14 protein-coding genes are annotated in these 14,533 nt (G+C 64.0%); 7 read left to right on the top strand and 7 right to left on the bottom strand.

The genetic code is table 11. The features are described from left to right. Nucleotides 1–298 precede the first annotated feature (298 nt). Together BM374_RS34460 and BM374_RS34455 are read left to right on the top strand one after the other, a co-directional pair. Nucleotides 299–673, top strand: coding sequence for an Hpt domain-containing protein (locus tag BM374_RS34460; protein WP_092303064.1), 375 nt, complete (start codon nt 299–301; stop codon nt 671–673). 177 nt (nt 674–850) lie between these two features. After that, the gene (locus BM374_RS34455; protein ID WP_063687913.1) at nt 851–1,171 is read left to right on the top strand and encodes a 2Fe-2S iron-sulfur cluster-binding protein; all 321 of its coding nucleotides are present in this window, start codon (nt 851–853) and stop codon (nt 1,169–1,171) included. Between the two features lie 83 nt (nt 1,172–1,254). Here the strand turns inward: BM374_RS34455 and BM374_RS34450 are convergent, their stop codons facing one another. Continuing rightward, a complete protein-coding gene (locus BM374_RS34450) occupies nt 1,255–1,722 on the bottom strand; it encodes an acyl-CoA thioesterase (protein WP_092303062.1) in 468 nt (155 codons plus the stop codon). Nucleotides 1,723–1,904: 182 nt separating this feature from the next. Here BM374_RS34450 and BM374_RS34445 point away from each other — a divergent pair, with 182 nt between their 5' ends. The 3 genes from BM374_RS34445 to BM374_RS34435 all read left to right on the top strand — a co-directional run bounded on the left by BM374_RS34445 (nt 1,905) and on the right by BM374_RS34435 (nt 4,236). After that, nucleotides 1,905–2,933, top strand: coding sequence for an NAD(P)/FAD-dependent oxidoreductase (locus BM374_RS34445; RefSeq protein ID WP_092302991.1), 1,029 nt, complete (start codon nt 1,905–1,907; stop codon nt 2,931–2,933). A 107-nt stretch (nt 2,934–3,040) separates the two neighbouring features. Further along, nucleotides 3,041–3,643, top strand: coding sequence for a DUF2147 domain-containing protein (locus BM374_RS34440; RefSeq protein WP_177248740.1), 603 nt, complete (start codon nt 3,041–3,043; stop codon nt 3,641–3,643). Between the two features lie 236 nt (nt 3,644–3,879). Further along, complete coding sequence (locus BM374_RS34435) at nt 3,880–4,236, top strand: hypothetical protein (protein ID WP_092302989.1); 357 nt, start codon at nt 3,880–3,882, stop codon at nt 4,234–4,236. Between the two features lie 89 nt (nt 4,237–4,325). Here BM374_RS34435 and BM374_RS34430 read toward each other — a convergent pair whose 3' ends face one another. Next, a complete protein-coding gene (locus BM374_RS34430) occupies nt 4,326–5,231 on the bottom strand; it encodes an AraC family transcriptional regulator (RefSeq protein ID WP_177248739.1) in 906 nt (301 codons plus the stop codon). A 370-nt stretch (nt 5,232–5,601) separates the two neighbouring features. Here BM374_RS34430 and BM374_RS38990 point away from each other — a divergent pair, with 370 nt between their 5' ends. Together BM374_RS38990 and BM374_RS38985 are read left to right on the top strand one after the other, a co-directional pair. Next, nucleotides 5,602–7,290, top strand: a complete 1,689-nt coding sequence (locus BM374_RS38990) for a hypothetical protein (RefSeq protein WP_177248738.1) — start codon at nt 5,602–5,604, stop codon at nt 7,288–7,290. A gap of 19 nt (nt 7,291–7,309) precedes the next feature. Then, on the top strand, nt 7,310–8,017 hold the full coding sequence (locus BM374_RS38985; RefSeq protein ID WP_177248737.1) for an outer membrane protein: 708 nt from the start codon (nt 7,310–7,312) through the stop codon (nt 8,015–8,017). 14 nt (nt 8,018–8,031) lie between these two features. On the opposite strand, the gene garD is transcribed toward BM374_RS38985, so the two are convergent. From garD to BM374_RS34400, 5 genes are all read right to left on the bottom strand, one after another. Next, on the bottom strand, nt 8,032–9,573 hold the full coding sequence (gene garD, locus BM374_RS34420) for a galactarate dehydratase (protein ID WP_092302985.1): 1,542 nt from the start codon (nt 9,571–9,573) through the stop codon (nt 8,032–8,034). 115 nt (nt 9,574–9,688) lie between these two features. Beyond that, complete coding sequence (locus tag BM374_RS34415) at nt 9,689–11,137, bottom strand: aldehyde dehydrogenase family protein (RefSeq protein WP_092302983.1); 1,449 nt, start codon at nt 11,135–11,137, stop codon at nt 9,689–9,691. Nucleotides 11,138–11,162: 25 nt separating this feature from the next. After that, the gene (gene gudD / locus BM374_RS34410; RefSeq protein ID WP_092302981.1) at nt 11,163–12,506 is read right to left on the bottom strand and encodes a glucarate dehydratase; all 1,344 of its coding nucleotides are present in this window, start codon (nt 12,504–12,506) and stop codon (nt 11,163–11,165) included. Between the two features lie 25 nt (nt 12,507–12,531). Beyond that, nucleotides 12,532–13,476, bottom strand: coding sequence for a 5-dehydro-4-deoxyglucarate dehydratase (kdgD, locus tag BM374_RS34405; RefSeq protein ID WP_092302979.1), 945 nt, complete (start codon nt 13,474–13,476; stop codon nt 12,532–12,534). 130 nt (nt 13,477–13,606) lie between these two features. After that, the gene (locus BM374_RS34400; RefSeq protein WP_092302977.1) at nt 13,607–14,512 is read right to left on the bottom strand and encodes a LysR family transcriptional regulator; all 906 of its coding nucleotides are present in this window, start codon (nt 14,510–14,512) and stop codon (nt 13,607–13,609) included. Between the last annotated feature and the right edge of the window lie 21 nt (nt 14,513–14,533).

Raw genomic sequence — 14,533 nt, 5'->3', positions numbered from 1 at the left:
CCGAGCCATCCCCACCCGGATGGCTTGTCCGCCAATTTCCGCAACATCCTATTGGCAGAGCGTTGCGAATGAAATGCCCGCGATTAAGACATTCTTAATCATCGTTAACAGGAAAGAGCCGTAACACCTTAGGCCTAAATGAAATTCTCCACTGGACTCGGCCGATTGCGGCAACTTTTCGTCAAGAAACGGGCGGATTTGCGTAAAACGACCCAAACACTTCATTAACCAATTCCATGCTTCGGTGGGCGGAACCGCCGGACCGGCGGACCATCGCGCGATGCCGGGGGCCTGCGCCATGACGCCTGAACTGCAACGGATGGAATGGATGCCTTCGCCCCCGCTTGCGCCCATCGACAGCCCGCTCGACCTCGACCATCTTTCCCGCATGACGCTCGGTGACGCCGAGCTGGAGCAGGAAGTGCTTACGATGTTCGCCGAGCAGGCGGTCCGGCTGCTCGCGGCGATGGCGACGCTGCCGGCCGAAACGGGCACACTTGCACACAAGCTCAAGGGCTCGGCGCGCGGGATCGGCGCCTTTGCCGTCGCGGATGCCGCTGCCAGCCTGGAAACCGCGATCCGGATCGGCCAAGACCAGCCGCACGCCTTCGCCGCCCTGAAAGAGGCGGTCGCCGAGGCTCGTGCCGCGATCGCGGCGATCCTCAAGCACTAGGGAGACCGGCATCGTCCCGAAGTGCGGACGTTGCGCACTAGTCTTTTGTTTTGAAGCGGTTTTGTCACGCGAGCCGGGGCCCACGTCGCCTGAAAACGCTATGGCGCGGCCCTGAGCGACCCGTTATAGGACAACCCGGACTCTCCTTTTCCCCAGATCGCGTCAGCACGAGAACACATGGCCAAAATTCACTTTGTCGACCACAAGGGCGAAACCCGCACGGTGGAAGTCGAGAACGGCGCGACCGTGATGGAAGCCGCCATCCGCAATAGCATTCCCGGCATCGAGGCCGAGTGCGGCGGCGCCTGTGCCTGCGCGACCTGCCATGTCTATGTCGACGAAGCCTGGCGCGAGAAGGTCGGCAGCCCGACACCGATGGAAGAGGACATGCTCGACTTCGGCTTCGACGTGCGCCCGAACTCGCGCCTGTCCTGCCAGATCAAGGTCTCCGACGAACTCGACGGGCTGGTTGTCGGGACGCCTGAACGCCAGGCCTGATCCTTCTTTTTATGAGTGCATGACCTTTCGGAAAACCGCTGCACGCTTTGTGCTGACGCGGCCGGCGGGGTCCGGATCAGGCATTAAGTCCTCGGCGGCGCGACCTCGATGCCGCGCTTGTGCCAGGGCTTGAACTTCGCGATCACCTCAGGGGTCAGCGGGGCCGGCCGGCGCGTCATCTCGTCGAGCAAGACGCCGACCGATGTCGCCGAGGCGATGCATTTGCCGTCCGAGAACACGACCTGCTCGAAGGTCACCGACGTTCGTCCCAGCTTCACCACGCCGAGACCGAGCTCGATCGTGTTCGGCCAGCGCAGCTCGGCGCGGAAATGCATGTCGAGCCGCACCATGATCCAGGCGAGGCCCGGCGGCGTCAGCCCGTATTGGGGAAGCTTCATCAGCGTGACGCGGCCGGTCTCGAAATAGGTGGCGTAGACCGCGTTGTTGACGTGCTGATTGGGATCGAGATCGCCGAAACGGACATTGTCGCTGAGGCGGAAGGGGAAGTCCTCCAGGCGCGGCGTCGTATCGAGGCGGCTTGGTGCGTTCACCGATTGATCTCCGTCATATCGCATCCCGTTACAGCCCAGTTATGCTGGCCCGGCAAGTGGGCGCGGCCGCGGGGCGCTCCCGCTTTTATGCCTTCCCTGATCCACCCCCGTTGGCTAGACAGATAGAGTCACCTCGGCCCGAAGGGCGCCGTCCCACCGATAACGATCGATAAAGAGACGACATGAGCGAAGTGATCAAAACCGACGTGCTGATTGTTGGCGCCGGCCCCTGCGGCCTGTTCGCCGCCTTCGAGCTTGGCCTTCTCGACATGAAGGCGCATTTCGTCGACATCCTCGACAAGGTCGGCGGCCAATGCGCCGAACTCTATCCGGAAAAGCCGATCTACGACATTCCCGGCATTCCGCAGGTCTCGGGCCAGGGCCTCACCGATGCGCTGATGGAGCAGATCAAGCCGTTCCACCCGACCTTCCATCTCGGCGAGATGGTCGAAACCGTGGAGAAGATCGGCGATCCCGCGTTCCGCTGCACCACAGACGCCGGCAAGGTGTTCGAATGCAAGGTGTTGGTGATCGCAGCCGGCGGCGGCTCGTTCCAGCCCAAGCGCCCGCCCGTGCCGGGGATCGAGGCCTTTGAAGGCACCTCGGTGCACTATGCGGTGCGCAAGATGGAGACCTTCCGCGACAAGAACGTGCTGATCGTCGGTGGCGGCGATTCCGCACTCGACTGGACGCTCAATCTGCATCCAGTCGCCAAGCGCATCACGCTGTTGCACCGGCGCGACGAGTTTCGCGCCGCGCCCCACAGCGTCGAGCAGATGCGCGCGCTGGTTGCCGGCGGCAAGATGGATCTCAAGCTCGGCCAGGTCACCGCGCTGTCAGGCGCTGACGGTAAGCTCTCCGGCGCCACCATCAAGGGCAACGACAACAGCGTGAGCGATATTGTCTGCGACACCATGCTGCCGTTCTTCGGCCTCACCATGAAGCTCGGCCCCGTCGCGAACTGGGGCATTGCGCTGGAGAACAATCTGGTGCCGGTGGAGACGAGCGCGTTCGAGACCAACGTACCAGGCATCTTCGCGATCGGCGACATCAACACCTATCCCGGCAAGATCAAGCTGATCCTGTGCGGCTTCCACGAGGGCGCGCTGATGTCGCAAAAAGCCCATCGCTACGTCTATCCGGAGAAGCGGCTCGTGTTCCAGTACACGACGTCGTCCTCCAGCCTGCAAAAGAAGCTCGGTGTCAACTGACCGCTGCGCGAACGTGGCGGTGGCACCCCATGTTTCTGGTGCTGGAACCGTTCGCGAAATCGCCGTAGTCTGCGGCCAGTGCAGTGGCAGCTAGCAAGGTGATCATAATGCGGAATCGTTTTTCCAGCTTTCGGCTGCTCTCGCTCCTTACGCTCGCCGTCGTGACGATGATTGGCTTGGCGAGGCCGGCTGCCGCGCAACAGCCGACCGCTGCGGGTCTCTGGCAGAAGGTCGAAGATGGCCGGCCCGTGGGCTGGTTTCTCTTCGTCGACCATAACGGAATTTTCGAAGGCATCATCGCGAAGACTTTCCCGCGTCCCGGCGACGATCCGAACGAGGTCTGCTCGAAATGCACTGACGATCGCAAGAACCAGCCGGTGCTCGGGCTCTCCTTCATCCGCGACATGAAACGCGACGGGTTGAAATATGAGGGCGGCAACGTGGTCAATCCGCGCGACGGGAACGTCTGGAAGGCCAAGATGAGCGTGAGCCCGGATGGCCAGGTCCTGACCATGCGCGGCTTCCTCGGCATTTCTCTTTTCGGCAAGGATGAGACCTGGCATCGTCTGCCGGATTCCAGCATGGCCGAGGTCGATCCTGCGATCATCGCCAAATATCTCCCCGCGCAGGCGGCGGCGACCGCGCCGAAGGCCGCGCCCGCCGCCAAGAAGGGTGGCGCGATGATGATGGCGCCGGCAGCGAAGAAGTAGGCTCGCCGCGCGAGCCTTCGAGGCTTGTTTCACACACGCCAAGGTCATCCCCCCAGAGGCGCATTCGTCGAAAGGCGAATGCGCGCCAGTAGTTCCCCGGAATGCGCGCTGGCGCCGGATTTGCATAGCTGTCGGCAAAGCCCGTGGGGAGCGATTTGCCGAGTCCATGCCTGTTAAGGGCGTGAGCGGCCTTGTCTGCCCCTCGCGGTGCTCATTTCGATCCGCGAGACACCACCATGAATCTTGCAAGACCGTGTGCAGCGACATTGTTGGGGGTGACGACATTGCTGGCAACGTCGGCGCTCGCGCGTGATGACGGACGCTATGCCAACTCGCCGCTCAAACCCTGGTTCGAGAGCCTGCGCAGCGAGTACGGGCAGTGCTGCTCTGATACCGACGGCTATGTCGTTGCAGATGTCGACTGGGAATCCGACAACGGACACTACCGCGTGCATCTCGACGAGGAGTGGGTCGTCGTTCCCGACGGAGCCGTGATCACCGAACCGAACAAGATCGGTCGCACCATGGTGTGGAAGCACTATATCGACGGCCATCCGCGGGTGCGGTGCTTCATGCCGGGCAGCATGACGTGAGAACGCTGTCGGCGCCTGCCTCCGCCGGAGGTGCCGCCGGACCGTTTCACTGAAGTGTCCGGGAGCGGACGAGCGTCGGGGAGCCCGTCTCAACGCAGGCGGAACGTCGTCGCGCGGATATCGGTTGGCGTCGCGCCGTGGGCGCGACGGAAGGTCCGGTTGAAATAGGAGATGTCCGAGAAGCCGCACTCGAAGGCGATCGCGCTGATCGTATGACCGGCAAATGCAGGATCGCGCAGCATCTGGGCTGCACGCTCGACCCGGCGAGCAAGCAAATATTCCGAAAAGGTGGTGCCGTCGCGTTCGAACAGCTTATGCACGTAGCGTGGAGTCACCCCATGTCGCAAGGCGATCGTGGCGGCCGAGAGGTCGCCGGAGCCGAGCCGCTGGCGGATTTCCGCCTTGATCGATTGCAATCGCGCGGCGGCCACCCCGCGCTGCCTTGCCTCATGCGCGGCATCGGCATTGGCCCCGATCGCGAGCGCAGCGAGATCGACGATGTGGCTCGCCGCGGCCTTGGCCAGCGCCGCTTCGAGCGGGCCATTTTCGTGCAAGGTTTGCAGGTAGCGAACCAAGAGTCGCAGCGCGGAGTTGTCGGCAGGAAGCTGACTTGCAAAGGTGGAGTCGAGATCGCGCACCAGAGCCGAGACGTCCGGCCGTGGCAGCACGATGGTCATGAAGCTGCCGAAGGTGTGCATCGTGTTCACGGACGGGTCGGTCCCCGAGATGATCGACGCGGCGCCGGGCCGGCCTATGATCTCTCGGCCAAGCTGCTTCGTCGTTGCGGCTCCGCTCATCAAGACTGACAATCCAAAACCGTCCCGCGCATTGGCGAGGTGCTGGCGCGTGACATGATAGTGGGCCGGTGAGCGAGAACCGGTGACCACGCCGACGCCGGGCAATCCCTGGAAGGTCACGCTGGCATGAAAGGGCGTGTCATCGATCGTCTCGATGTCCACATTGGCGATGTTGCGGCCATAGACTTCGCGCCACATGGCAAGGCGCCGGTGAGCCGGGTACGCGTCGGTCGATGTACTGACGGGGACGAAGGGCGGGTTCGGAGATGTCATGCTGCTTGGGTCGCAATCCATCGACCGGCAGTGCGATGGCTCTGGCGTCTTGTTAGCGCATTTTCGCATCATTTCAATTGCGAGGGTCCGACTGTGGCCGCGATGCATCGCATGGCGGCAAAACGCCGATGAGTTCTCATGCGTCCAATCCAGTTCATCCCGGTCCGAGCCTGCCGCGGCAGCCCGCGGTTAGGTGTTCGCACGAACCGAAGCTGCGGAATCGACGGCCGGTTGCCGTCGGGCAGCGCTGCTCGCGTTCGGATGTACGGCGCTGATGATTTTTGGAGGAGCAGGAATGAGAAGTGGTCTCGGATTTCGCAACGTGTTGCTGGCAACGACATCCGTCGCGGCAATTGCGGTGTGCGGCGTCACGTCGGCGATGGCCGGCGAGAACGAGGCGCTTCTGTCGCTCCTGGCCAGCAAGGGCGTGATCTCGTCGAGTGAAGCTCGCGCCGTCACCTCTGCACCGCCCGCGCAACAGAGCGACCGCTTGGTGGCCCTCCTGCGCAAGAAGGGCGTGCTCGCCGAGGCCGATCTTCAGGTGCTCAAATCGAAGTCGCGGCCGGAGAGCGTTGCCGCTACGGATGCCCGACCAGCCCCGGTATCCGTCGTGCCGCCCCCGGTCGCGACGCCTTCGGGGCCAGCGCCGATGCCACGCAAGGCGGCCGGCTTCGAGGTCGGCGGCTTCGAGATTGCGCCGGTCGGCTACATTGCGCTCACCGGCGTCAGCCGCAACACAAATACCGGGAATGCGACCACGACCAATTTCGGCGCGATCCCGTTCGACAATACAATCGGCGGTAACATGACCGAGACGCGCATGTCGGCGCAGAACTCGCTGCTCGGCTTACGCGCCCACGGCAACATCAGGGGCGTCGATCTCACCGGTTATTTCGAAGGTGACTTCAACGGCAATGACCCCGCTAACGTCTACGTCAACTCCAACAGCCACACCTTCCGCATGCGGCTTGCCTACGCCGACGTCAAAGCAGGGCAGTTCGAGACGAGCTTCGGCCAGACCTACAGCTGGTTGACGCCAAACCGGTACGGCATGGGCCCCGATCCGTCGGACGTTTTCCTGACCAATAATATCGACCAGAGCTTTCAGGTCGGCCTGCCCTGGGCGCGTCAAGCGGCGGCGCATTTCGCCTGGCACGCCACACCGAATTTCACCATCGGTGCCGGCGTCGAAAACCCGCAGCAATATGTCGGCGCGGGTGAGGTGATCTATCCGTTCGCCTTCAATGCGCAGCTTGCGTCGCAGTTCGACACCGGCGCTGTTCCGGGCACGCCGAACCGCACTCCCGATGTGGTCGCCAAGGCCGCATACGACAGCGATATCTGGTCCGGCACGCGGCTGCATGTCGAGGCGGCCGGCATGTGGCGGCATTTCCGCTCCACGAATATCCCAACCGCCATCGGGACGACCTGGAACTGGCACGATGCGAACGGATGGGCGACGACCGTCGGGGCGAATCTCGAATTCTTCCGGACCTTCGCGCTTGTGGGCAACGCGTTCTGGAGCGATGGCGGCGGCCGCTATCTCGGCGCCCTCGGTCCTGATGTCGTGCCCACCGCAACCGGCAGCGGAGGTGTGTACAACATCGCGCTTTCGACCGTTCGCTCGCGCGGCTATCTCGCAGGCTTCGAGTGGCGCGTGCTCCAGCCGACGATCCTATCTGCCTATTACGGTCAGACCTTCTTCGACGCCAATTACTTCGTGGATCCGACCAATCCGCTTCCCAACCGAATTGCCGGTTTCGGCGGCCCGAACTCACCGAACACCGCCAACAAGCAGATCGAGCAGTGGACGCTCGACCTCAAGCATACGTTCTGGGCTGACCCGCAATACGGCGCCATCACCGGCCTCGCGCAATACTCCTATCTGCGGCGCGAGCCTTGGTTCGTCGCGATCGGCGCGCCGGGCGAGGCGCACACCCACTTGTTCTTCACTGAGCTGCGTTACCAGCTTCCCGGCACCTGAACGAGACGAGGATAACACAATGATCAAGTACGCAATTGCTCTCGTTTCGTTGACGGGCATTCTCGCCGGCGAAGCCGCAGCCGCGGATCTCGCAGCAGTGCCGTATACGGCTGCGACCGCGGCGGCGCCGTGGTCAGGATTTCATGTCGGTGTTGTCGCCGGCTGGGGGCGCGGAACGGCAAACCAGGATTATCCGACACTGCCGCTGATCGGCAATTCCGGCAGCTTCGCGCAAACCGGCTGGATCGGCGGCGCAACCGTCGGGTACGACTGGCAGTTCGGCACGATTGTCGCGGGCGTCGAAGGCGACCTCTCCGCAGCGGACATTGACGGCAACACATCAAATGGCTTTTGCGCAGGTTCAGTTCCCTGTCGGACGAAAATCACGTGGCTGCACACTGGCCGCGCCCGCGTCGGCGTGGCGTTCGGAGACGTCATGCCGTATGTGACGGGCGGTGTCGCCGTCGCGGGACTGAAGTCCTGGAACGCATTCAACTCGACCAACTCCGAGCCGAACGCCGTCTGGGGCGGCGTTGTCGGCGGGGGCCTCGAATGGATGTTCCTGTCGAATTGGTCGGCAAAGGCCGAGTACCTGTTCGTCCCGTCGTTCACGACGGCAACTTCAACCGACTTGCCGGACGCCAAAGTCAACGAACGCAATGTCAGCCTTGTGCGGTTCGGCGTGAACTATCATTTCGGTGAAGCGCCGGTGAGAGCGCGGTACTGAGGGCGCGGCGCCGCTCAGGTCACCGGCGCCGGATTAAACAGCGTGAGATCGTTGTGGATGCCCCAGCGGTCGGACCACGGCTTGGTCCGGCCGGAGGCGACGTCGAGGATCAGGTGGAACAGGTCCCAGCCGGTTTCCTCGATGGTCTTTGCACCGGTGGCGATGCCGCCCGCATCGAAATCGATCAGGTCCTTCCAGCGGCGGGCAAGCTCGGTGCGTGTCGCGACCTTGATGACGGGTGCGGCCGCAAGGCCGTAGGGTGTGCCACGGCCGGTGGTGAACACCTGCAAGGTCATGCCCGAGGCGAGCTGGAGCGTACCGCAGATGAAGTCGCTCGCCGGCGTTGCCGCGAACAGCATGCCTTTCTGCGTTGCCTTCTGACCGGGCGAGAGCACGCCGGTAATGGCTGATGAGCCGGATTTGACGATCGAGCCGAGCGACTTCTCGACGATGTTGGCAAGGCCGCCCTTCTTGTTGCCGGGCGTGGTGTTGGCGCTGCGATCGGCGCCGCCGCGGGCCAAATAACAATCGTACCACGCCATCTCGCGCACCAGCGCGCGGCCGACATCCTCGTTGATGGCGCGGCGGGTGAGCAACTGGATGGCGTCGCGCACTTCCGTGACTTCGGAGAACATCACGGTGGCACCGGCGCTGACCAGCAGGTCCGCAGCGAAGCCAACGGCCGGGTTTGCGGTAACGCCGGAGAAGGCGTCGCTGCCGCCGCATTGCAGGCCGATGACGAGATCGGAGGCGGGGCAGGTCTCGCGCTCGCGGGTGTTGAGCACCTTCAGACGCGCTTCGGCCTGGGTCATGATCGCTTCGACGATCGCGCCAAAGCCGTCGAAGGCTTCGTCCTGCATGCGCACGATGGCATCGCTGGCGCCTTCCGGCACCAGTCGTTCGGGTGCCAGCTTCTCGCAGCCGAGGCCGACGACCAGGATCTCGCCGCCGAAATTCGGGTTGATCGCGATATTCTGCAGCGTGCGGATCGGCACCACCGCGTCGGGCGCGGTGATAGCGACGCCGCACCCATAGGCGTGCGTCAGCGGCACGACGTCGTCGACGTTGGGGTATTTCGGCAAGAGCTCGGCGCGGATGCGCTTGACGGCATATTCCATCGTGCCCTTCACGCATTGCACGGAGGAAGAGATGCCCAGAATATTTTTCGTGCCGACCGAGCCGTCCGGATTGCGGTAGCCCTCGAAGGTAAAGCCTTCGAGCGGCGGCAGCGGTGCGGGCACGGCGGTGGAGATTTCGAGCTTGTCGAGAGCAGGGGCCTCCGGCATGCGGATGCGGGCCTCGTCGACCCATTCGCCGGCCAGGATCGGGGAGAGCGCGTAGCCGATCACCTCGCCATAGCGGATGATCGGCTCATCTTGAGCGATGTCGACCAGGGCGGTCTTGTGCCCTTGCGGCACGAACGCGCGCAGCGTCAGCCCGCAGGCAAAGCGGGAGCCGGCGGGAAGCCCGAAATCATTGACCACGATCGCGACGTTGTCGCGCGCGTTGAGCTTGATGTAGCGGGGCTGTTCTTTCGCTGCGACGTCCTGGTCCATCGAGGATTCCGGAAATGTAGGGTGGGTTAGCGCAGCGTAACCCGCCCCTGTCTGCATCCGTTGAACCAGAAGAGGTGGGTTACGCTGCGCTGACCCCCCCTACGAAGTCTGCCTATCAACCCGGGAAGGTATAAGCCGTCTTCACAGTCGTGTAGAACTCGCGGGCATAGGAGCCCTGCTCGCGGGCGCCGTAGCTCGAGCCCTTCCGGCCGCCGAACGGCACGTGATAGTCGACGCCGGCTGTCGGCAGATTGACCATCACCATGCCGGACTCGCTGTTGCGCTTGTAGTGCGAAGCGTATTTCAGGCTGGTGGTGCAGATGCCGGAGGCGAGGCCGAACTCGGTGTCGTTGGAGATGGCGAGGGCCTCCTCGTAGTTCTTGGCGCGGATGACGGCGGCAACGGGCCCGAAGATTTCCTCGCGTGCGATGCGCATGTTGTTATTGGCCTCTGTGAACAGTGCCGGCTGGAGATAGTGGCCGGGATTCTCGCGCTTGAGCAGTTCGCCGCCGAAGGCGAGCTTGGCGCCTTCGTCCTGCCCGATCTTGATGTAGCGCAGGTCCTGGTCGAGCTGACTCTGGTCGACCACCGGGCCGATATGCACGCCGGCCTTGAGCGCATCGTCCACGGACAGGCTGTTCAGGCGTTCGGCCACCGCCGCGACGAAGCGGTCGTGGATACCCTCGGTGACGATCAGGCGCGAGGAGGCGGTGCAGCGCTGGCCGGTCGAGAAATACGCGCCGTTGACGGCGACTTCGACGGCGGTCTTGAGGTCGGCGTCGTCGAGCACGACCAGCGGGTTCTTGCCGCCCATCTCGAGCTGGAATTTCTTCATCGGGTTCGAGAGCACGCAAGCCTGCGCGATCTTGCGGCCTGTTTGCACCGAGCCGGTGAACGAGATCGCGGCGACGTCGGGATGCTCGAGCAGAGTCTGGCCGACCACGGAGCCGGAGCCGACCACGAGGTTGAACACGCCGGCGGGAATGCCGGAGCGGGTGATGATCTCGGCGAGCGCATGTCCGGAGCCCGGCACCAGCTCAGCCGGCTTGAACACGACGGTGTTGCCGTAGCAGAGCGCCGGCGCGATTTTCCAGGCGGGGATCGCGATCGGGAAATTCCAGGGCGTGATCATGCCGACGACGCCGACCGGCTCGCGCGTGAGCTCGACGTCGAGGCCGGGACGGACGGAGGCACCCTTCTCGCCGATCAGGCGCAGCGCCTCGCCGGCGAAGAACGCAAAGATCTGGCCGGCACGCGCAACCTCGCCGATGCCCTCGGGCAACGTCTTGCCTTCCTCGCGGGCGAGCAAGCGGCCGAGCTCTTCCTTGCGGGCCAGGATTTCGGTCGAGATCTTGTTGAGCGCGTCGTAGCGCACCTGCGGCGTCGACTGCGCCCAGGCAGGGAAGGCAGCCTTCGCTGCGGCGATCGCCTTCTCGGTCTGCGCCTTGTCGGCCTTGGCGTATTCGCCGACGAGATCATTGGTGTTGGAGGGGTTGATGTTCCTGGTGACGCCGGAGCCGTCGACCCATTCGCCGCCGATGAAGTTTTTGAGGATCGCAGTCATCTCTTTTTCCTCCAAGGAAGGTTTCTTACCGAACGAGGCAGGGCCGCTTGTCGTCGAAGGTCCAGCCGGGGATCAGGTCCTGCATGGCGATAGCGTCATCTCGGGCGCCAAGTCCATGCTTCTTGTAGAGCTCATGCGCGGCCTCAATGGCCGCGCGATCGATGTCGATGCCGAGGCCCGGACGATCCGGGACCGCGATCTTGCCGCCCTTGATCTGGAGCGGCTCCTTGGTGAGTGCCTGGCCGTCCTGCCAGATCCAGTGTGTGTCGATCGCGGTGACCTTGCCGGGAGCGGCCGCGCCGACATGGGTGAACATGGCGAGCGAAATGTCAAAGTGGTTGTTGGAGTGCGAGCCCCAGGTCAGGCCGTTGTCGCGGCAGGTCTGGGCGACGCGCACCGATCCCTGCATGGTCCAGAAATGGGGGTCGGCCAGCGGAATGTCCACCGCTCCGAGACGCAACGCATGGGAGAGCTGCCGCCAGTCGGTGGCGATCATGTTGGTCGCGGTGGGCAGGCCGGTGGCGCGGCGGAACTCGGCCATGATCTCGCGGCCGGAGAAGCCGGCTTCGGCGCCGCAGGGGTCCTCGGCATAGGCGAGGATGCCGTGCATGTTCTTGCAGAGGCTGATGGCCTCGTCGAGTGACCAGGCGCCGTTCGGGTCCAGGGTGACGCGGGCGTTGGGAAAGCGTTTCGCGATCGCGGTGACGGCCTCGATCTCCTGCTCGCCGCGCAGGACGCCGCCCTTCAGCTTGAAGTCGGCGAAGCCGTAATGGTCGTGGGTGGCTTCCGCGAGCCGCACCACCGTCTCCGGCGTCATCGCCTCCTGATGACGGAGGTTGAACCACTCCGCCTTGCCGGTCTCGCCCGTGACGTAGTCGAGCTTGCTCTTACGCCGGTCGCCGACGAAGAAGAGATAGCCGAGCGTCTCGACGCTTTTGCGCTGCTGGCCTTCGCCGAGCAGCGCTGCGACGGGCAAATCGAGATGCTGGCCGAGCAGGTCGAGGAGGGCGGATTCGATTGCAGTGACCGCGTGGATCATCACGCGCAGGTCGAATGTCTGCTTGCCGCGGCCGCCGGCGTCACGGTCGGCGAAGGTGGTCCTGATATCGGCGAGGATGTTGTTCATCGCGCCGACGGTCTTGCCGATCACGAGATCCCTGGCGTCCTGAAGCGTCTGCCAGATCTTTTGCCCACCCGGCACCTCGCCGACGCCGGTGTGGCCGGCATTGTCGGTGAGGATGACGAGATTGCGGGTGAAGAACGGCGCGTGCGCGCCGCTCAGATTGAGGAGCATGCTGTCGCGGCCCGCGACCGGGATCACCTGCATCGCTGTGACGACCGGTGCGCCAGAAATATCTGTCCGGGCCATCGCCCACTCCTCCTGTTGTCGTTTGTTATTCAGCAGCCTGTTGTGACGATCGGATGGCGGGCAGATTTTTCACCAGCGCGGTCAGTTCCGCAATCTCCTGCTCGGTGAGATCGGTCAGCGGCGGACGGACCGGGCCGGAGTCGCGGCCGATGACCTTCATGCCGGCCTTGATGATCGAGACCGCGTAGCCCTTCTTGCGGTTGCGGATCGCGATCAGCGGCAGGATGAAATCCTTCAGCCCGGCATGGATCGTCGCATGGTCGCGCCTGCGCACAGCAGCGTAAAAATTGGTGGCGAATTCCGGCACGAAGTTGAACACGGCAGAGGAATAGGTCGTCACGCCCATATCGAGATAGGGCAGAGCGAAAGTCTCCGCGGTCGGCAGGCCGCCGACATAGGTCAGGCGGTCGCCGAGCTTGGTGTAGACGCGCGTCATCAGCTCGATGTCGCCGATGCCGTCCTTGTAGCCGACCAGGTTCGGGCAGCGCTCCGCGAGGCGGGCGAGCGTGTCGGGCTGCAGAATGGCGTTGTCGCGGTTATAGACGATGACGCCGATTTTCACGGAGGCGCAGACGGCCTCGACGTGAGCGGCGAGGCCTTCCTGCTCGGAATGGGTGAGGTAGGGCGGCAGCAGCAACAGACCGTCCGCGCCGGCCTTTTCCGCACCAACAGCGATCTCGCGGGCGATCGCGGTGCCATAGCCGGTACCGGCGAGCACGGGCACGCGGCCCTTGGTCTCGTCGACGGCGACCTTGACCACTTCGGGGACTTCCGTCGGGGTCAGCGAGAAGAATTCGCCGGTGCCGCCGGCGGCGAACAGGCCGGCGACGTCATAGCCGCACAGCCAATCCATGTTGGCGCGATAGGTCGCCTCATCGAAGGAGTAGTCGGCCTTGAACGGCGTGACGGGGAAGGACAGGAGGCCCGATCCGATCTTCTGGGCCATTTCCTGCGGGGTCATTTTGCTCATGGGCGCTGCTCCCTGCTCTCGTGTGTGTGTCGGGGACGCAATGCGGGTCGCGCGTCCATGCGCTGCTGTTTAGGGGGCTGTTCGATGCGCGTCCAAGCCAAAGCCTATATCGATCGATGCGGATTGAGCATCAATCCTCAATCACCTCCGCCGAGGACAATTCGCTGGCGATTTTGACCAACGCGGCGAGCAAGGGATTCTCGTCGTCGCGGCGCCACACCATGAACAGCTCGGCCGGAACACGCGTGCGCAGCTTGAGCGGGCGGAGCCGAACGTCGGAGATCTTCAGGCCGGCGGCCGCGGCCGGCACGATGGCAAGGCCAAGGCCGGCGCGCACCATCGCCAGGATCGAGTGGATCTGGCTGAGATGCTGGACATAGCGCGGCAGGATGTCGGCGCGGGTGAACAGCGCCACCAGCAGATCGTGAAAGTAGCGGCTCTCATAGGGCGAATACATCACGAAGGGCTGGCCGTCGAAGTCCTTGACGGTGATGCTTTCCGCGTTCGCCAGCGGATGCTTTTTCGGGATAGCGGCGAGCAGGGGCTCGGCGACGACCCGGCGGCTGGCAACTTCGGGACGCGCGATCGGCGGCCGCAGCAGGCCGGCATCGATCTGGCCCGAGGTGAGCGCCTCGAACTGATCGCCGGAGACCATCTCCTTCAGCGAGAAGTCGACCTCCGGCAGCTTGGCGCGGCAGGCCGCGACCAGCTCGGGCAGGAAACCGTAGGCGGCGGCGGCCGTAAAGCCGATCTTGAGCGAGCCGGTCTTGCCGAGTGCGATACGGCGGGCCACCTGCGATGCGCTTTCCGCGAGCTTCAGGATACGGCGGGCCTCGGGCAGGAAACTACGCCCGGCCGGGGTCAGCCGCACCGAGCGGCTGGTGCGCTCCAGCAAAGGCGCGTCGATGATATGCTCGAGCACCTGAATCTGCCGGGATAGCGGCGGCTGGGTCATGTTCAGCCGTGCGGCGGCGCGGCCGAAATGCAGTTCCTCCGCCACCGTGACGAAACAGCGGAGCTGGTTGAGGTCGAACATCGATACATGCCTTAGATGGAT

The sequence above is a fragment of the Bradyrhizobium sp. Ghvi genome (assembly GCF_900115265.1).
GTDB lineage: Bacteria > Pseudomonadota > Alphaproteobacteria > Rhizobiales > Xanthobacteraceae > Bradyrhizobium.
This window is presented reverse-complemented; position numbering and strand designations above follow the sequence as displayed.